The following is an 18,980-nucleotide window of genomic DNA, read 5'->3' as shown; positions in this document are numbered from 1 at the left end:
AATTGTGCAAAGGAAGTAATACAGCTGATCTCCCCCCTTGTCGGGCAGAGGGGGGTGAAGCGTGACCCAAGCCACTCCCCAAGCCACCCCCCATACTGTCCAGCGGACCATCGTTGGCAAGGGCATTGCCCATGATTCTGCCGCGCGCCATGTGGCAGGTGCGGCGAACTACATTGATGATATGCCCGAACTGCCCGGCACGTTGCATGCGGCTTTCGTACTCTCGCCCGTTGCCCATGGGCGGCTCAAATCCATCGATCCAACGCAGGCGCTCGCCACGGCAGGTGTTGCCGGGGTCTGGTGGGCCAAGGATGTACCGGGGCATAATGAGGTTGGCCCGATCCTCGAAGGTGAAACCCTCTTCGCCGAGGATATTGTCGATCACGAAGGGCGCGTGATTGCTGTTGTGGCGGCCTGCGATTTCGAAACCGCCTATCGTGCGGCCAAGAAGGTGAAGGTGGATATTGAACCGCTTGAACCGGTGCTGGACATAGAAGAAGCGCATCGGCGCAGGAGCTATGTGCTGCCGCCGCAGGAAGTGATTGACGGCGATGTTGAGATGGCACTCGCCAGCGCCCCGCATGTCTTATCGGGCACGCTGCATATGGGCGGGCAGGACCATTTTTATCTGGAAACCCAGATCGCCTATGCCATACCGGGTGAAAACGGCGAGATGCTGGTGCATTCCTCGACCCAGCATCCAACCGAGGTGCAGCACCATGTGGCGCTCATTCTTGGATTGCATGCCAATGCGGTGGAATGTCAGGTGCGGCGCATGGGTGGCGGTTTTGGCGGCAAGGAAAGTCAGGCAACGATCATTGCCGGTGCCGCCGCGCTGGTGGCAGCCAAAACGGGAAAACCCTGCAAAATGCGGCTGAAACGCCGCGATGACATGGCGGGTACGGGTAAGCGGCATGATTACGTCGCCAACTGGAAAGTCGGCGTTGATTCCCGTGGCCGTATCCTCGGCCTCGATGTGGAATATCTCGCACGCGCCGGCAACCTGCCTGATCTGACCGGTCCTGTCATCACCCGCACCCTGACCCATACGGACAATGCCTATCACATCCCCCATGCGCGCTTTACCGGCCATGCCTGCAAGACCAACACCGTGTCCAACACGGCCTTTCGCGGCTTTGGTGGACCGCAGGGCATTCTGACCATCGAGAACATCATCGATACCATCGCGCGGGAGCTGAAACTTGATCCCAATCATGTCCGCGCCATCAATTATTACGGCGATGCAACCGGGGAGGTGACACCCTATGGCCAGCCCGTGGAAGACAACCGGCTGATCGAGGTGACAGAGGCTGTGCTGGCTTCATCGGATTGGCAACAGCGCCGCGCCGAAATCGATGCGCATAATGCCACCAATCCGGTCATTCGCCGGGGTCTGGCGATGATGCCGGTGAAATTCGGTATTTCCTTTAACCTGACCTCGCTCAATCAGGCCGGTGCGCTGGTGCATGTCTATCTCGATGGTTCGATTTTCCTCAACCATGGCGGCACGGAAATGGGGCAGGGCCTGTTCGTCAAGGTGGCGCAGGTCGTGGCCGAGGTGTTTCAGGTCGAGCTGGATATGGTGCGCATTTCCTCCACCGCGACGGGCAAGGTGCCGAACACCAGCGCAACGGCGGCGTCGACAGGGTCTGATCTGAATGGCATGGCAGCCTTCAAGGCGGCGACAGCGATCAAGGCGCGCATGACCACGGTTGCCGCCGAGCATTTCGGCGTCGAAGAGGAAGTGATCACCTATCGCGAGGGCCGTGTTCACGCGGACAATGAGTCCGTGTCATTCGGCGAACTCGCCAAAATGTCATGGCTCAAGCGGGTGCAACTGTCCGAAGCCGGGCATTACGCCACGCCGAAAATCCATTGGGACGGCAAGACCATGAAGGGGCGGCCGTTCTTCTATTTCACCTATGGTGCGGCGGTGGCGGAAGTGGCTGTCGATACGCTGACCGGCGAATCGCGCTGTCTGCGCGCCGATATCCTGCAGGATGTCGGCTCGCCGCTGAATCCGGCGATTGATCTTGGCCAGATCGAGGGCGCCTTCGTGCAGGGCATGGGCTGGCTTACCTGCGAGGAACTCTGGTGGGACAAGACAGGCAGGCTACGCACCGTCGGTCCGTCCACCTACAAGATTCCCGGCTCGCGCGATGTGCCGCCCGAGTTCAATGTGCGCATTCTCGAAAATGCGCCAAACCGCGAAGAAACGGTGTTTCGCTCCAAGGCCATTGGCGAGCCGCCGCTGATGCTCGGTGTTTCCGTCTGGCTTGCCATTCGCGATGCCATAGCCTCGCTGGCCAAGGGCGGCGCAGCGCCGCAACTCGATGCGCCCGCCACGCCTGAGAATGTGCTGCGTTCGGTGAACGCACTGAAACAACGCTTGAAGAAAGGTCTCGATGACTCTCGATGAACTGAACAATGCCGATCCGGAAACTTTTGTCACAGCGCTGGGCGGTATTTTTGAGCATTCGCCCTGGGTGCCGGAAGCAGTGGTGCCGCTGCGTCCCTTCGCCAGTGTCGAACTCCTGCACGCGGCTATGGTCGGTGCGGTTGATAAGGCGGGACAGGTGGCACAGCTTGGCCTTATCCGCGCTCATCCTGATCTGGCTGGTAAGGCCGCGCGGCAGGGTAGTTTGACCACCCATTCCACCAGTGAACAGAAGGGCGCGGGGCTCGACCGTCTGACTGACACGGAATTCAACGAGTTTCACCGGCTGAACGATGGCTATCAGGGGCGGTTCGGCTTTCCCTTCATCCTTGCGGTGCGCGGCCATGACAAACATTCGATTCTGGCGGCATTCCGGACGCGGTTGCAGAACAATGCGGGTGAAGAAGTAACGGAAGCTTTGCGGCAGATTGCGCTGATTGCCCGTTTCCGGCTCGATGATCTGATTGTGTGAGAGGCAAATCATGGGAAAATTATCCACACATGTGCTTGATACGGCGGCAGGGCGTCCTGCACCCGGCATGAGGTTGACCCTGCATCGCATCGATGCGGATGAGATCAGGCATTTGCTGAAATCCACAGTCACCAATGCCGATGGCCGCACCGATGAACTGTTGCTGTCACCGGATGAAATGGTGGTTGGACGCTATGAAATCAGCTTTCTTGCCGGGGAATATTTCAAGGCAAAGGGTGTGGAGCTTGCGGAACCGGCATTTCTGGATGTCGTGCCCATTCGTTTTTCCATTGCCGATGTGGGGGCAAATTATCACGTACCGCTGCTCGTTACGCCTTGGTCTTATTCCACCTATCGCGGGAGTTGAGCTGGGCAGACTGCGCGCGTTGCGGTGGGTGGTTCGACATAACAACCATGAGGGAGATTGGTGGATGCAACGATAATCGCAGAGGGTGCCGACCACAAAGGTTGCAGAATATAGCTCCCTTTCATCACCCCTCTCCCTCATGGTTGTTATGTCGAACCACGCACGGATAGGTATGCCAATCCCCTTTATAAGGCGAAGATAAGCGGTGTTATCTGTAGCGCCAAAAATCACCCATAAACACCAATCACATTGAATAACCTGCGCTCCTCAGCCTTGAAGCAGATGAGATTGCTTGATGACACCGGTGATGCAATCGAACAAGCGAGTGTCATCCCCCCGGCAGCTCCACCATTAAGCACCACACCATCCTGCGCAAATATAGTGCCAAGCTGGCTGTACATAAGCGGTGAGATATCGACAGCAATCGTCTGGTTAACCGGATCAGCTGTCTGAAGATTATCGCCAGCCACCCACTGTCCGATATGATCAGCGCTGCTCACCTGCAACTGGTCGGCACCCGTATCCCATTTCACCCAGGCGGATTGGGCCGGAGATTTGCTGACATTCCAGATGCGCACCATCGCCATGCCGCGCATTGTGGAAGCAAAGAGTGTCGAAGCGACCTGGCTTTTCAGTGAAAGCAGGTCCGCGGAAACCGACGCGCAGACCGCGGTACCAGCCATTGGCTCAAGAATGGCAATGTTGCTATCAGGCAGAAAGATCAGGCCGGAGAGTTTTTTACCAGTTCTGGCCTGAACCACGCCGCCGGGAAACTGAACCATCCCGGTCTTGCCATCGGCAATCATGACCTCACGCCATTGCTTATTATCCGCGCTGACCTTGATGGAGAAATCCCTGTTCCAGATCGTACCGATCTCGGCTCTCCCTTCATAACCGGACTGAAAGAGAATCGAGGCGAGTTTCTGGTCGCCCGCCTTGTTGATTTTCAGTTGGTGCCCTTCACCCGCATGGTCAAACAGGGAAGCGGGGCTTTTTATACTGAGACGGTTTGTATCATCCGCGCGCGTGTTGATGCCGACGTGGTCGACAGGATTTGTCCCCGTTTTGATATCAGTCCAATGTCCCTGACTGAAAACGGCAAGGCAGTTCTCCGCGGCAATCCATGCATGCCAACCATCCACAGGTTGAAAGAAAGCCCATGCGCCGTCCTGCCACGCCGCAATGTGCCCGTCCTTGCCATTCCATCCCGCTATGGCACCAGACGAAACAATGTACCGCTCGCCCTCTTTGGCGCTTGCCGGAGGCTCTTTCAATGATCTGCTGATTACTGAAAGCTGCACCAGAGCGTCCAAAGCCCTGATAGCTTCATTGTGGATGACATGTTTTTGCGCCTGGGATGGGGCAATGTAGGGAAGTTTGAGGTTTGACGTCTGTTCCATGGCTTGTTGATCCGTTGTTTGGGAAAACCAAGGATAAATGCTGCCAGACTGTGTTGGATAAAGTAGCGGAAAAGAAAGTAGTTTACTAATCATCAGACGATCATTGCATTTGTGTAACCCTATGTTACTGGTCTCCAACACAATTAGGGTTCTAAGGATGAGCAGCGCAATCTCACAAATGCCTCAAATTGGACTTTAAGGAAAATCGCAGTTTCTCATATTACCCACGCATTCCGTAAGCACCGAGGATCAATGAAATTGGAAAATTTTCGGCAAAGCATCTCGATGATGCCGCGTCGTTATAAACAGGTGCTCCTTGTCAGCTTTGACGTGGTGGTGCTGACGTTTGCGGCCTGGTTCAGCTATGTGCTGAGATTCAATACCCTTTTCATGCCCAATACCGAGCAGGCGATGCTGATGATTGCTGCGCCGCTGATCGCTTCTCCGGTGTTCATCCGCTTTGGCCTTTATCGGGCTGTCATCCGCTATCTGCCTGACAAAGCCATCTGGACAATGATTCAGGCCGTGACCTTTTCGGTCATCATCTGGGTGGTCGTTGCGTTTCTCACGCAAATGACCGGTGCAGAAGGCGTGCCTCGCGCTGTTCCATTTCTTTATTGGGTTCTCAGTGTCGTTCTGATCTGCGGCAGCCGTTTTGCCGCGAAATGGCTCCTGTGGAGCCCGCTTCGTGAAAAACTACTGTCCCGTCAGTGCCTTATCTTCGGCGCGGGGGATGCCGGACGGCAATTGGCCAATGCGCTTAAAGCGCAGAACGAAGTTTTTGTTGCAGGTTTTATTGATGATGATCGCAGCTTGCAGGGCATGGATATCCTCGGCATTCGCGTTTATCCGACATCCCAGATCGAAACGTTGATTGATAATTTTGGCATCAACGAAATGATTGTGACCACGTCGTCCCTGAGCGGCAGCCAGCGCCGTTTGCTGATCGGCAAGCTCAAGGTGCTCAATGTCAAGGTTCGCATTCTGCCTGCCATTTCCGATCTGACCGCCGGAAAATATATCGTCAGCAATCTGCGCGATATTGATATTGACGATCTTCTCGGTCGCTCGCCTGTGCCCGCCGATCCTGATTTGCTCGACAAGACGGTTGAAAACCGCGTTGTTCTGGTGACAGGCGCTGGTGGATCAATCGGCTCGGAACTCTGCCGGACCATCGTCAAGCTGGCTCCGGCAAAGCTCGTGCTTTTCGATGTGAACGAACACAGCATGTATCAGCTTCAGCGGGAGCTTTCGGGTATCAGCGATTGTGTTCTGGTGCCTGTGCTCGGTTCGATCAGCGACGGTCCCTTGCTCAAGGTGGTGCTTGAACAGCACAAGGTCGAAAACGTCTACCATTGCGCAGCCTATAAACACGTTCCTCTTGTCGAAGAGAACGTCGTTGAAGGCGCGCGCAACAACGTCATCGGCACTGATGTGCTGGCAGCGGTTGCCCGCGAGGCAGGGGTGCGCAATTTCGTCCTCATCTCGTCCGACAAGGCGGTGCGGCCATCCAACATTATGGGTGCAACCAAGCGCTGGGCCGAGCTGATCGTGCGTTATCACGGCGACGAGGCAAAGAAGCACGGGACGGGCCAGATTTTCACCTGCGTGCGCTTTGGCAATGTGATCGGGTCCAGTGGTTCCGTTGTGCCTCTGTTTCGTGAGCAGATTGCCCATGGCGGTCCGCTTACCGTTACGCATGATGAGATGACCCGCTATTTCATGTCCGTGCGCGAAGCGGCAGAACTGATCATTCAGGCCGGTGCCCTTTCCGAAGGCGGCGATATCCTGCTTCTGGAAATGGGTGAAGCGGTGCGCATCCGCGATCTGGCGGAAAACATGATCCTGCTCGCCGGGCTTTCCGTGAAGGACGCCCAGAACCCCGATGGCGATATCGAAGTGGTCACGATTGGGATTCGGGACGGGGAGAAGCTGCACGAAGAGCTTTTCTATGATCCGACAGGTGTTTCCGAAACGAGCCATTCCAAGATCTTACGGGCGAAACGGCGTGTTGCACCTGTCGATCATTTGCCGGCAGCCGTAGCCGAACTGCGCAAACTGATCGCAAAGCAGGACCCCGATGGAGTGCGGGTTCTGCTTTTCGACAAGGCGACGAGTTAAGGCGCCGACCTCAATCTTGGCCATATTCATGTGCAGAAACAACGGCACTGATTGACCGACGGAAACCATCAAGCGGGATTGCGGGCTGTTGAAAAGGGCACCATCATCAGGGACAGTGGCTGTCCTCTTGGCAACATTCAACGGCGCGGCATTTCTCAATGAGCAACTGGCTTCGATTGCCGCGCAAACCTATCCGGATATCGATCTATGGGTGTCCGATGACAGATCGACGGATGAAACGCGGGCGATCCTGCAGCAATGGGCAAAGCGCTGGTCGAAGGGGCGTGTAACCCTCTTATCCGGCCCCGGCGATGGCCGGGCCGAGAACATCCGGTCGCTGATTACCAACCCGGCCATTCAGGCGGAATACTATGCCTTTGCCGATCAGGATGATATCTGGGAGCCGGAAAAGCTCGCGAACTCCATTCGCTGGATCGAGCACAATGCTTTTGCCGTTCCGTCGGTCTTTTGCTCGCGAACGCTCAAAATAGCGCGGAATGGCGCAATTGTCGGCTCATCGCCGCTCTATGCGCATCCGGCGGATTTTCGCAATGCGCTTGTCCAGAATATCGCCACCGCCAATACGATGCTCTTCAACCGGATGGCGCATGATCTTCTCGCCCAGTCCTGCCTGACGACGCCATTCTCCAGTCACGACTGGTGGCTTTATCTGATTGTGTCTGGCGCAGGCGGTGTGGTGCATTTTGATCCGCAACCTCTGGTGCGCGACCGTCAACCGGATCATGGCAAGGGCTGGCAGGGGCAACTTGCGGCAGCACGCTCATTGTTGTCAGACCGTTTTGCCGATCAGGCGGATATGAATATTCAGGGACTGGTGCGCAACCGGGACCTGTTGAGTCCCGAGGCTCAAGCCATCTGCGATCTCTACTGGAAGGTTCGATCCGATAATTTCATCCGCCGCATTCTCGCCCTGCATCAGTCGGGTGTTCACAGGCAGACGATACTCGGCCAGATCGGGCTTTATCTTGCAGCGATTTTCCGCCGCCTCTGATTATCTGGATTTCTGTTTGCGAAAGCGCAACAGCACAGCCGTGACGCTGACAACCGCAACCGCAATACCGATTACACGCATCGGAATATTGGTCGAACCCGCTGCGAGCGCGCAGATGCCAAGAACGATATTCAGGGCGGCTACGGTCAGGACCACCTGCCAGACGCTCCAGCCGGATCGTTTGGCCACCTGATAGGCGTGTTTTGAGTGGGCGGCGAAAATATTATCGCCTTCCAGAAGCCGCTTGATCAGCGTTGTCGTGGCGTCAGCGATGAAGAACAGGGGTAGAATGAACCCGGTTGCAATGCGCATGTCGCGGGCGACCATGAAGAAGGCGAGGCCGCAGAGAAGCCCGAGCGGCAGACTGCCGGAATCGCCCAGAAACACCGTAGCCCTGGGCCGGTTGAACAGCGCAAAGCCGAGAAGTCCTCCGGCGATGGCCGCCGCTATGCTTCCCGAGGCCATACCAGCCAGACCGAAAGCTGCAAACCCGGCCAGAAAGGCGAGGGGAATGCCCATCCCTGAAACCATCATCATGTCGAGCCCGTCCATGAAGTTGGTCAGGTTGATGAAGTAGACGAGTGCGAGAACGAGCAGGCCTTTCTCGATAATCTCAGGCAGAAAATCCGGCAGGAGGCGAAAATCGGGACCGAGGCCATAAGTGCAAAGGCAGGAGGCAATCAGCTGCGTGGCGATCCTGATGCTCTCCGGTAGGTGACGGCGATCATCAAGCATACCCGTTATCCAGAGGATGAGCGCGCCGATGGATGCGGTCACGAGAAATCGCTGGTCGAGGCCAATCTGCGCGCCAAATATCCAGAGCAGCACCACAACCACGGGCACAATGGCAAGGCCGCCAAGCTGGCGCGCGGGCTGCGTATGATTGGAGCGCTCATTGATTCCTGCGGCGAGGAAATGACTGGGCAATAATTTGAAGAGAATGCCGAGAAGCACGGCGCTGGCAACCGCTGCGGCAAGGACAAGGGAGAGAATGAGAGGCAAGAAAATGTCGTCCTCAATTTACAAAGCTGTCGAATGATCCACCCTTGTCATGAAAATAATGCCGAAACAATTGTGAAGAGCGACAAACTGGCCAATCATTCACGTTGCGCAAGCCGGAACCAGAGGTTATAAGGCCGCGCTGTCATGCGGTGGAACACACCTGCATCGGCATTTTGGGGCGTAGCCAAGTGGTAAGGCAGCGGTTTTTGGTACCGCCATCCCCTGGTTCGAATCCAGGCGCCCCAGCCACCACAATAAATCACCTAAATTATTGATTCTGTTGGTATATACCGAACATTGCCCTGTTCGGTTATATTGCTTTGGACAAAACCGATTGCTGAATCCGTAAAGCGGAATCATCGGTTGGCTTCCAGCCGGTTGATTCCAGCAATGCAGCACGCGCCACAAGATTGCCGTTGAGTGTCTGCCAGCGCTGGTTCTGGCCGGTTATCAACGCGGCGAGATGCAGAAGCGGTGCGGGCAGGGTGAACAGACCCGCATCCCATCCCATACCGCGCCGGATGGCGCTGACAATTCCCGCCGCTGTCATCGGTTCCCTGTCCGCGACGATATAGATACCGCCATCGGTATTCGTGCTTTGCAGGCTGTGCAGAATGGCACGGCAAAGGGCGGAGCGGTCAAGCACGGAACGTTGTCCCGCCAGCGATTTGAGCGGCAGCGGAATTTTCAGCGCCGCCAGTTTGATCAGTACAGCCATATTGCCCTTCACACCGGGGCCATAGACGAGAACCGGTCGCAGGATGGTGAAATTGCGCCTTGGCAAGGCCCTGCCTATCTCAGCCTCGGCGGCAAGCTTTGCCCGGCCATAATCATCGGTTGGCTGTGGAGGCGACAGCTCGGTGACGGTCCCGTCTTGCGTTGGGCCCGACTGCGCCCGGATCGAAGACAGGAACACGAACTTCCCTGATAGGGTTTTATCAGCCGCGCGCGCCAGTTTGGCCGCAAGCAGGCAATTGACATCGTGATAAAGCTTTGCGGCATCGGGCAGGTGCGTATGGGCAATTGCCGCCAGATGCACCACATGGTCATAACCTGCAAGAATCTGTTCGAACGCTTCGTTTGGCGCGTCGGGCGAGGGCAGGTGTACCACATCGACAGGTTGGGTCGTCCGATTGCCCGCCGCACGCGACGCGCCTGTCACCTGATAACCGGCGGCCTTGAGGTAAGGCACAAGCTCCTGTCCTATGAACCCGGAAGCGCCTGTTACGAGCACCTTGCCCTTTACCATCGTATGAAACCTCATTTCTGAAAGTCACTCATACCAAGAGGTATCCTCGCGGATCAATGCGCCTGACAATATTCCCGTGGCGACCGATAGTTTTTTGCCAATCACCCGGCAAAATTTAGCAACAAATCAATATTCCAATAAACATTTGTTCAATACACGCCGAGGCGTATTGACAAGTCCCATATGATCCGAAATGTTAAATGAAACGTTTCATCGAGCATGAATCGCAGGGAGAAGCACTTTTGCAGCGGTTTGGGAGAACCGGCGAGCAAATGGATTGGTCAAGTTTTGGCGTCACATAACGGCATCCATCATGGGCGAGCCGGTTTTGATGCACATCGTCGCGCCAACCGCTTTTTCCGCAATTTGAGAAGAATTTCAGGGGCACAATCCTGAAAATGACTGGGCAAAACCAAGGGAGGATTAACCTGTGAAGAAACTGCTCGCATCACTCGCCATTATCGCGGCATTGGCGGCACCGGCTATGGCCGACAGCGCCATCGATACATCCAAGGTGAAGAAGGAATATGTCACCTCCGCCAGCGGCAAGAAATACACTATTGCCACTGTGGTGAAGGTGGATGGTATCGCCTGGTTTGACCGTATGCGCACCGGCGTTGAGCAATTCAAGTCTGAAACCGGCGCAGATGTATGGATGGTCGGCCCCAGCCAGGCGGACGCCGCCGCGCAGGTGCAGATTGTTGAAAATCTCATTGCGCAGGGCGTTGATGCCATCTGCATCGTGCCATTCTCGGTGGAAGCGGTTGAGCCGGTTCTGAAAAAAGCGCGGGATCGCGGTATCGTTGTTATCGCCCATGAAGCTTCCAACATCGTCAATGTGGATTATGAGCTGGAAGCCTTCGACAACAAGGCCTATGGCGCCAAGCTGATGGAAGTCCTGGCCAAGGACATGGGCGGCAAGGGCAAATACCTCGCCACCGTCGGCAGCCTGACCTCGAAATCCCAAATGGACTGGATCGATGGTGCCATCGAATACCAGAAGAAGAATTTTCCTGAAATGTCGCTGGCAACCGAACGTCTGGAAACCTATGACGACGCCAATCAGGACTATACCAAGCTGAAGGAAGCCATGACGACCTATCCTGATGTCAAAGGCATTCTCGGCGCACCGATGCCGACATCAGCCGGTGCTGGCCGTCTGATCGCGGAAGGCGGCCTGAAGGGTAAGGTTTTCTTTGCTGGAACCGGTCTTGTTTCCGTTGCCGGTCAGTACCTGAAGAATGGCGATATCCAGTACATCCAGTTCTGGGACCCCGCTGTTGCTGGTTATGCCATGAATGAATTGGCTGTGATGGCGCTGGAAAAGAAGACCGGCGAGATCAAGGCCGGTCTTGATCTGGGTCTGCCCGGCTATAACAGCCTGCTGGTTCCTGATGCCTCCAAGCCAAACCTGCTCTATGGCGCAGGCTGGGTCGGTGTAACCTCGGCCAATATGGGCGATTACAACTTCTGATAATTTTAGCACCCCCCTTACCCTCCCCCTTGTGGGGAGGGTCGGACCGAAGGTCCGGGGTAGGGGCTGTGGAGTGAAACGCCGGGCTGGTTTTTCGGTTAAATCCCCCACCCCGCCGCTGCGCAGCGACCCTCCCCACAAGGGGGAGGGTGGGAGCTTGGCACATCCGCCTTCGGCTCCAGCCAAGAGATAGATGTCGGCCAGTGACGTTCGAGAGCAAATGATGAGTGAACACCTTCTGGAACTAAAAAACATCGGCAAGCGCTTTGGCGGTCTTGTGGCGCTGGATGCTGTGTCGCTGTCGATCAAGCCGGGTGAAATTCACTGTCTGGCCGGTGAAAACGGTTCGGGCAAATCGACAATCATCAAGATCATGGCGGGCGTGTATCAACCAACCGATGGTGAAATCCTGATCGATGGCAAGCCGGTCTCCGGCATGACGCCAGCCCAGTCGGTGCAGCATGGCATTCAGGTCATCTATCAGGATTTTTCCCTGTTCGGAAATCTGACCGTTGCGGAAAATCTGGCGCTGAACACATTGCTTCTGGAGGGCGGGCGCGCCGTCAACTGGCGCCGGGTGCGCGAACTTGCCGAAAAAGCGCTGGCACGGCTTGGCGTGACGATGGACCTTGACGCCGATGTCGAGACACTCCCCACATCAGGCAAGCAGATTGTCGCCATCGCCCGCGCTGTCATGGCCGATGCGCGGTTAATTATCATGGATGAGCCGACAACGGCACTGACCCGTCATGAGGTGGATGCGCTGTTCAGCATTGTGCGCGATATTCAGGCGCAGGGCATTGCCGTGCTCTTCGTCAGCCACAAGATGCGCGAAATGCTTGAGATCAGCGAACGCCTGACGGTCCTGCGCAATGGCAAGAAGGTCGCCGAAGGCCCGATCAGCGATTTCGACGAACCGGCGATTACCCGCGCCATGACCGGACATGATCTGACCGATCAGGCCTATCGCTGGCAGCAGCCCAAGGGCGACAACCTCCCGCGTCTTGACGTGCGTAATCTGAACATTGCAGGCAGTCTTGAGGATATCAATCTGACCCTGCATGCGGGCGAGATAGTCGGCCTTTCCGGGCTCATCGGTTCGGGCCGCACGGAACTGGCGCTGGCGCTGTTCGGCATGAATTCCAAATTCACCGGCACGGTCAAAATCGATGGCGACAGCGTCCATCCGAAGACGGTTCAGGAAGCCATCGCCAGCGGGCTTGCCTATGTGCCCGAGGACCGGCTGACCGAGGGGCTGTTCCTCACCCAGTCGATCGAACGCAACATGCTGGCGACCTCCTTCGACAAATTTGTGCGCGGCCTGTTCATCGACCGCAAGAAGACCGCCGAGGCAACCACCTCCATGTTCGGTGCGATGCAGATCGCCGCGCCCGGACCCGCGACGCCCGTGAACCATCTCTCCGGCGGCAACCAGCAGCGCGTGGTGCTGGCGCGCTGGCTTCTGACCGGCGCGCGCATCCTCATCCTCAACGGCCCGACTGTCGGTGTCGACGTTGGTTCCAAGGCGCAGATCCATCGCAAGATCCGCGAGCTTGCCACCGAGAACGGCCTTGCCGTGCTGATGATTTCCGATGATGTGCCGGAGCTGGTGCAGAACTGCAACCGCGTGATTGTCATGCATCGCGGCCGTTTCGTTGATGAAATCGGACCTGATGTTTTGAATGAAGACGCTTTAAACGACCGCCTGAAGGCCTTGAAATGACTCTGTTTCGTCGATCGGAATTCATCATCGCGTGCATTCTTTTTGCCGCCATGATCATCATTGGATTGATCAACCCGGCCTTCTGGTCGCTTGATAATCTGTTCGGGCTGCTCCGAAGCAATGTCATCATCGGCATCATGGCGCTTGGCGTTCTGGTGGTGATGATCTCAGGCGGCATCGATGTTTCGTTCACCGCCTTTGCCGCCGCGGCCATGTATCTGACCATCAAGTTGATGATCTATACGGGCTATGAGGGCGTGTTTCTGCCCTTTGTAGCCGCAACGCTGATTGGCCTTTTCCTTGGCGCGTTCAATGCGTTTTTCATCCACACTTTCAGGATGATCCCGCTGATCGTCACGCTCGGCACCGGTAGCGTGGTGCGCGGCTTGCTGCTCGGACTTGTTGGCACCAGCGTTATCAATATCGACAAGATGCCCCAGCAATTGATTGCCTTTGCCAAGACTGATCTGGTCAGCCTGACCTCCGCCACCGGCACTAATTTCGGCCTGACGGCGATGATCCTGATCTATCTCGGGCTTGCGCTCGTCACCCATCTTTTCCTCACTTACACCATGGCTGGCCGCAGCATTTTTGCACTCGGCGGCGCACCGGAGGCGGCGAGCCGTGTCGGCTTCAACACCCGCCGCACATTGTTCTTTGTCTATTGTTTTGCCGGGGCGCTGGCGGGCTTTGCCGGTCTGTTGCATGGCTCGATGATCTGGCTTGCCAACCCGCGCGATTTTGCCGGTCTGGAGCTTGACGTCATCGCCGCCGTGGTGCTGGGCGGTGCCTCGATTTTCGGCGGGCGCGGCAGTGTCATCGGCACGCTGCTCGGCGTCTTCATGCTTGTCATGGTCAAAAACAGCCTGATCATCATGAAGGTCGACACCACATGGCAACGCGTCGTCGTTGGCCTGATCATTATCGTTGCGACAGCGATTACCGCCTGGCGCGACCGCAAGAAACTGGTTTGAGGGCGTCATCATGCAAAACAGCTCATTCGCCAAACGCATTCTCGGGCAGGACCGCAATATCCTGCAACTGCTCGTCATCACCGTGCTCGTCTTCGCGCTGATGTCCTATCTCAACCCGGACAAATTCCTGCGCTACTATAATTTTGAATCCATCACCTACATCATGCCGGAACTCGGCATTCTCGCCATTGCCATGATGATTGCCATGCTGACAGGCGGCATTGACCTTTCCGTTGTCGGTATCGCCAATCTTGCCGGTATTCTGGCGGGTGTGTTTTTCCATTCGGTGATTGTCGGCACAAGCCAGTCGACGGGCATGGTGCTGCTCTATACCGGCATTGGCGTGCTGATGGCGCTCGGCATTGGCCTGCTGGCCGGGGTGCTCAATGGCTTTCTCATCTCCAAGCTGCGTATCACGCCCATTCTGGCGACGCTGGGTACCGGGCAAATCTTCACCGGCCTTGCCGTGGTGCTGACAGGCGGCCCGGCCATTGTCGGCTTTCCCGATGCGTGGAATTTTATCGGCAATGGCAAAATCCTTGGCATTGCCACGCCATTCATCCTGTTTGTTGTGGTTGCGGGGGCGGTGGCGGTCTTGCTGACGCGCACCACGCTTGGCGTCAACCTCATGCTCATCGGCACCAATCCGCGCGCGGCAATTTTTGCCGGTCTGCGCAAGGACCGGATGATTTTTTACTCATACATGATGACGGGGCTTTTGGCCGCCATCGCCGGTGTCATTCTGTCAGGGCGCACCAATGCGGCGAAATCCGATTACGGCGCGTCATACCTGTTGCAAGCCATCCTGATTGCCGTTCTCGGCGGCACCAACCCGGCTGGCGGTAAGGGCAGGGTGCTTGGGGTTTCCATAGCCCTGATCGCGTTGATGCTGCTCTCTTCGGGTTTCCAGATCCTGCGCTTTTCCAATCACCTCATTGATTTCATCTGGGGCGGCTTCCTGCTCCTGGTCATTGCGCTGAATGCCTTCAGAAACAGCGAGAGGTGAGGGCATGTTTCTTTCCCGAAATCATTGATATAGACCAGTTTCGAACGTTACGAATAAGACAAGGAAAATAGCATGGCTCGTCGCATTGCAGTCGTTGGCAGCAACATGACCGATCTCGTCACATCGATCATCCGCATGCCAGCGCCCGGCGAAACACTGGAAGCACCGGCATTTGCCATGGGGTTCGGCGGCAAGGGTGCCAATCAGGCCGTCGCCGCTGCCCGATTGGGCGCTGATGTGATGATGGTCACAAAGGTCGGCGACGATGTGTTCGGCCAGAGCACGATTGCCAATCTGAAAAGCAATGGCATTGATATCAGCCATGTCGGCACTGTCACCGGTCAATCGAGCGGTGTCGCACCAATTTTTGTCGATGAGACGGGCGAAAATTCCATTCTGATCATCAAGGGTGCCAATAACGACTTGAAGCCATCGGATATTGATGCGGCAGCGGAGGATTTGAAGAGCTGCGATCTGATCCTGATGCAGCTGGAAGTGCCGCTGGAGACGGTTTACTACACCGCCGCTTTCGCCGAAAAGCATGGCATTGAAACCATCCTCAACCCCGCGCCCGCCGCCCCTGATCTCGATGCTGCAAAAGTCGCAAAAGTCACGTTTTTGGTGCCCAATGAAAGCGAACTGGCGCTGCTGACCGGCATGCCCACCGAAACGGATGAACAGATTGAAAAGGCGGCTCATTCGCTGATTTCGCGGGGCATCCGCACGGTTATTGTCACGCTGGGCTCGCGCGGCGCGCGGCTGATTACATCTGATAAGTCGACCATGATCGAACCGGTCAAAGTCAAGCCGAAGGACACGACAGGCGCAGGCGATGCCTTTATCGGCAGCTTTGCCCGCTACTATGTCGAGAGCAAAGAGCTTGAGGCGTCGTTGAAAAAGGCGGCGCTCTATGCGGCTGACTCCATCACCCGGCCCGGCACGCAGAAAGCCTATGCGACGACAGCAGAATTCGAAGCCTTCATCGCCGCGAACAAAGCCTGAGAATAAGGAAACAACCGTGCTGAAAAATCTCGATCCGCTGTTGAATGCCGATGTGCTCTATGCGCTGAAATCCATGGGGCACGGCGACCGTCTGGTCATTTGCGATACGAACTTTCCCGGCGATTCCATCGCCCGGCAGACGCGCCTTGGCCGCCTGCTGCGTATTGACAATGTAAGCGCCCCACGCGCCGCCCGCGCCATTCTCTCGGTCATGCCGCTCGACACATTTATCGATGACGCCGCCGCCCGCATGGAAATCGTCGGCAGCCCCGATGAGATTCCCGCTGTGCAGAAGGAAATGCAGGTGGAAATCGATGCGGCTGAGGGCAAGCATTGGCCGATGGTCTCCATTGACCGCATGGCCTTTTACGAACACGCCAAGAACGCCTATTGCGTCATCGCCACGGGCGAACGCCGTTTTTACGGCTGTTTCATTCTGACCAAAGGCGTGATTCCGCCAGAGGCCGATTAATACCAACATTTATGACAGGCACCACCTCACCCTCCCCCTACGTGGGGAGGGTCGTTGCGTAGCCGCGGGGTGGGGGCTAAATGTTCCGAATGATGATTGAGCGGGTTTGTGTATTCATCCCCCACCCCGGACCTGCGGTCCGACCCTCCCCACGTAGGGGGAGGGTGAGGTGGTGCCTCCAGCTATTGTGCGCGGGTAGTGGTTCGACATAACAACCATGAGGGGCTTGGGTGGATGTAATGTGAATCGCAAAGGTTGCAGCGCAAAGGTTGCAGATTGTGGCTCTCCATCATCACTCTCCCCACTCCGTCATCCTCGGGCTTGACCCGAGGACCCACGGTTAAAGAGTTCCAATGAACTTGATTGCTCGCGCTTTCAGATCATGGGTCCTCGGGTCAAGCCCGAGGATGACGGAGAGATGTGAGTTGCGGCAAGTCAAGTTCTGCAATCTTTACGATTATCGTTGCATCCACCGCTCTCCCTCATGGTTGTTATGTCGAACCACGCACCACGAACCACGAACCACCCCCCACCCACTAATAACCCTGCAAACTGACATTCTAACCCCTTCCACCCGTTCATCTTTCCCACTATGGTCTGCAATGAGGCCGGTCGAAATGGATTGGTCTTGAGGCTTCATAACCTCTCTCACGGCGGTCGGTGTCGACCGCAAAGGCACCTCCTCAGTCGTATGGCCGGGGAGGCTGCGGCGTATGTCCAGAGCTTCGGCTTAAAGGTCGTGGCGGTCGTCCGTGGGCGGCTTATGAACTCTCCCGGTCACCAGAGGATAATCCTCGGATGGCCGCTTTCCTGCGGTTCAGGATTGACAGCAAGCGGGCAGGGCTTGATGGCGAACTGGTTTATTCCGTGCATCGCGATAAACAAAACCGGGTTCATATCATCAGCCATGTAAAGCAGGCGGGAGATAATCCACCACTGCTATTCCTTGATCAGGAACCAAGCGAACCGTTTGAATATGCAGAAGGCAAATCACCTTTAAAGCGCTAATCACAAAGGTCGCAGAACCACCTAAGTTGCAGAATGTGGCTCTCTTACCCTCCCACTACGTGGGGAGGGTCGCTGCGCAGCAGCGGGGTGGGGGGTAAAATATCCGAATAATGGTCAATGGGGTATGGGCTTGTGCAGTCACATCCCCCCACCCCGGACCTGCGGTCCGACCCTCCCCACCTTGGGGGAGGGTAAGTGGTGCCTCCTGTTCGGGCTTCTTCATTGCACCACCACTCTCCCTCATGGTGAGCTTGTTGAACCACGCACCACCAGCGTTGCTTCAAAGAGTTCGTCCTGCAAAGGCACGTTCTCGCTGCCGGTGGCGGCGGCAACTGCCCGCGCGGCAATCTGCTCCACCGGCTGGCTGATCGTGGTCAGGCGCGGCGTCACCAGATTGGCCAGCGGAATATCGTCGAATCCGATGATCGACACATCATCCGGCACCCTGAGTTCAAGATCGCTGGCGGCGCGCAACAGGCCGATGGCCTGCTGATCGCTGGCCGTGGCAATAGCGGTCGGGCGCTCATGTGCGGGACGGTCGAGCAAGAGGCGTCCCAGCGTCTCGCCCGAAGCATAATCGAAATGCCCCTCGACAACCTCGCACCGCGCACCCGCTGAGGCGAGCGTGTTGAGAAAACCGGCCCGCCGCTCACCCGCAACGGGTGCATCGACCGATCCGGCAATATAGGCAATGCGCTCATGGCCCAGCGACATCAAATGCACGGCTGCAAGACCTGCACCCCTGTAGTGATTGACCGAGATCAGGGGAAAGCCCGCGCAACGCCTGTCGACAGCCACGGTTGCCACATCGCTGCTCCAGCCCTTGGAGGCGCCGTATTGTGTGGGGACAACAATGAGGCCGGTGGGGTAGCTCTTGAGCAGGCTGTCGATCTGCGCACGCTCGATCTTCGGATCATCATTGGTGATCGACAGAAGCACCGACAATCCAGCGCGGGAGGCAATCGCCTCCACATGCTTTGCCAGTTCGGCGAAGAACGGATTGGTAATATCAGGGATGACAAGGCCAATCATATCGGTGCGGCTGCGGCGCAAACCGCGCGCCACGCCATTTGGCCGGAAGTTCAACTCGCGGATCGTGGCTTCCACCAGTTCGCGCAGCTCTTTGCCGACTGTCTCGTTCTTCGCCAGTACGCGTGAGACAGTGCCTACGGAAACATTGGCCTTTGCGGCTACGTCCTTGATGTTTGCCATCTTCCCATGCCTGACCTGTTGCGGATGCCAACCTTGGTTGACACTATCA

Annotated in this window: 16 protein-coding genes and 1 tRNA gene; 13 read left to right on the top strand and 4 right to left on the bottom strand. The window is 56.6% G+C overall.

The genetic code is table 11. From position 1 onward, the window contains the following. The first annotated feature begins 61 nt into the window (after nt 1-61). The 3 genes from xdhB to uraH are packed head-to-tail and all read left to right on the top strand — an operon-like array spanning nt 62 to nt 3,276. The gene (gene xdhB / locus FHW17_RS11445; protein ID WP_348643725.1) at nt 62-2,419 is read left to right on the top strand and encodes a xanthine dehydrogenase molybdopterin binding subunit; all 2,358 of its coding nucleotides are present in this window, start codon (nt 62-64) and stop codon (nt 2,417-2,419) included. Further along, nucleotides 2,406-2,909 (top strand): 2-oxo-4-hydroxy-4-carboxy-5-ureidoimidazoline decarboxylase, encoded by a 504-nt coding sequence (gene uraD, locus FHW17_RS11440; RefSeq protein ID WP_182509888.1) that lies wholly within the window; start codon nt 2,406-2,408, stop codon nt 2,907-2,909. Before xdhB ends, uraD begins: the two co-directional genes overlap by 14 nt. A gap of 10 nt (nt 2,910-2,919) precedes the next feature. Next, a complete protein-coding gene (uraH, locus tag FHW17_RS11435; protein WP_182509887.1) occupies nt 2,920-3,276 on the top strand; it encodes a hydroxyisourate hydrolase in 357 nt (118 codons plus the stop codon). Between the two features lie 227 nt (nt 3,277-3,503). On the opposite strand, the gene FHW17_RS11430 is transcribed toward uraH, so the two are convergent. Then, on the bottom strand, nt 3,504-4,676 hold the full coding sequence (locus FHW17_RS11430) for a DUF2793 domain-containing protein (protein WP_182509886.1): 1,173 nt from the start codon (nt 4,674-4,676) through the stop codon (nt 3,504-3,506). Between the two features lie 252 nt (nt 4,677-4,928). Between FHW17_RS11430 and FHW17_RS11425 the strand changes: the two genes are divergently transcribed. Both FHW17_RS11425 and FHW17_RS11420 read left to right on the top strand, forming a co-directional pair. Further along, nucleotides 4,929-6,797, top strand: coding sequence for a nucleoside-diphosphate sugar epimerase/dehydratase (locus FHW17_RS11425; RefSeq protein WP_182509885.1), 1,869 nt, complete (start codon nt 4,929-4,931; stop codon nt 6,795-6,797). An 88-nt stretch (nt 6,798-6,885) separates the two neighbouring features. Further along, nucleotides 6,886-7,809, top strand: a complete 924-nt coding sequence (locus FHW17_RS11420; RefSeq protein WP_210275863.1) for a glycosyltransferase — start codon at nt 6,886-6,888, stop codon at nt 7,807-7,809. Here FHW17_RS11420 and FHW17_RS11415 read toward each other — a convergent pair whose 3' ends face one another. Then, nucleotides 7,810-8,811: a glycoside hydrolase gene (locus FHW17_RS11415; protein WP_210275862.1), complete on the bottom strand. Its 1,002-nt coding sequence runs from the start codon at nt 8,809-8,811 to the stop codon at nt 7,810-7,812. A gap of 174 nt (nt 8,812-8,985) precedes the next feature. Here FHW17_RS11415 and FHW17_RS11410 point away from each other — a divergent pair. Further along, nucleotides 8,986-9,060 (top strand) — tRNA-Gln (locus FHW17_RS11410). Between the two features lie 61 nt (nt 9,061-9,121). Here FHW17_RS11410 and FHW17_RS11405 read toward each other — a convergent pair. Then, on the bottom strand, nt 9,122-10,060 hold the full coding sequence (locus tag FHW17_RS11405; protein WP_182509884.1) for an NAD-dependent epimerase/dehydratase family protein: 939 nt from the start codon (nt 10,058-10,060) through the stop codon (nt 9,122-9,124). A gap of 430 nt (nt 10,061-10,490) precedes the next feature. Between FHW17_RS11405 and FHW17_RS11400 the strand changes: the two genes are divergently transcribed. The 7 genes from FHW17_RS11400 to FHW17_RS11370 all read left to right on the top strand — a co-directional run bounded on the left by FHW17_RS11400 (nt 10,491) and on the right by FHW17_RS11370 (nt 17,719). Further along, on the top strand, nt 10,491-11,534 hold the full coding sequence (locus FHW17_RS11400; protein WP_182509883.1) for an autoinducer 2 ABC transporter substrate-binding protein: 1,044 nt from the start codon (nt 10,491-10,493) through the stop codon (nt 11,532-11,534). Nucleotides 11,535-11,757: 223 nt separating this feature from the next. Beyond that, nucleotides 11,758-13,257 carry a sugar ABC transporter ATP-binding protein gene (locus FHW17_RS11395; RefSeq protein ID WP_182509989.1) on the top strand — a complete coding sequence of 500 codons (1,500 nt, stop codon included), beginning with the start codon at nt 11,758-11,760 and terminating at the stop codon, nt 13,255-13,257. Then, complete coding sequence (locus FHW17_RS11390; RefSeq protein WP_112527634.1) at nt 13,254-14,231, top strand: ABC transporter permease; 978 nt, start codon at nt 13,254-13,256, stop codon at nt 14,229-14,231. Before FHW17_RS11395 ends, FHW17_RS11390 begins: the two co-directional genes overlap by 4 nt. Nucleotides 14,232-14,241: 10 nt before the next feature. Beyond that, the gene (locus FHW17_RS11385) at nt 14,242-15,237 is read left to right on the top strand and encodes an ABC transporter permease (RefSeq protein ID WP_182509882.1); all 996 of its coding nucleotides are present in this window, start codon (nt 14,242-14,244) and stop codon (nt 15,235-15,237) included. Nucleotides 15,238-15,309: 72 nt separating this feature from the next. Further along, on the top strand, nt 15,310-16,239 hold the full coding sequence (gene rbsK / locus FHW17_RS11380; protein ID WP_182509881.1) for a ribokinase: 930 nt from the start codon (nt 15,310-15,312) through the stop codon (nt 16,237-16,239). A 16-nt stretch (nt 16,240-16,255) separates the two neighbouring features. Further along, a complete protein-coding gene (locus FHW17_RS11375) occupies nt 16,256-16,711 on the top strand; it encodes an RbsD/FucU family protein (protein ID WP_112527640.1) in 456 nt (151 codons plus the stop codon). A gap of 798 nt (nt 16,712-17,509) precedes the next feature. Continuing rightward, a complete protein-coding gene (locus FHW17_RS11370; protein WP_182509880.1) occupies nt 17,510-17,719 on the top strand; it encodes a hypothetical protein in 210 nt (69 codons plus the stop codon). Between the two features lie 240 nt (nt 17,720-17,959). On the opposite strand, the gene FHW17_RS11365 is transcribed toward FHW17_RS11370, so the two are convergent. Continuing rightward, nucleotides 17,960-18,931 (bottom strand): LacI family DNA-binding transcriptional regulator, encoded by a 972-nt coding sequence (locus FHW17_RS11365; protein ID WP_182509879.1) that lies wholly within the window; start codon nt 18,929-18,931, stop codon nt 17,960-17,962. Nucleotides 18,932-18,980: the final 49 nt, after the last annotated feature.

Origin of the sequence: Phyllobacterium sp. P30BS-XVII (assembly GCF_014138335.1) — a bacterium.
Lineage (GTDB): Bacteria > Pseudomonadota > Alphaproteobacteria > Rhizobiales > Rhizobiaceae > Phyllobacterium > Phyllobacterium meliloti.
The sequence above is the reverse complement of the archived record's forward strand: the minus strand, read 5'-3'. Positions and strand labels throughout refer to the sequence as shown.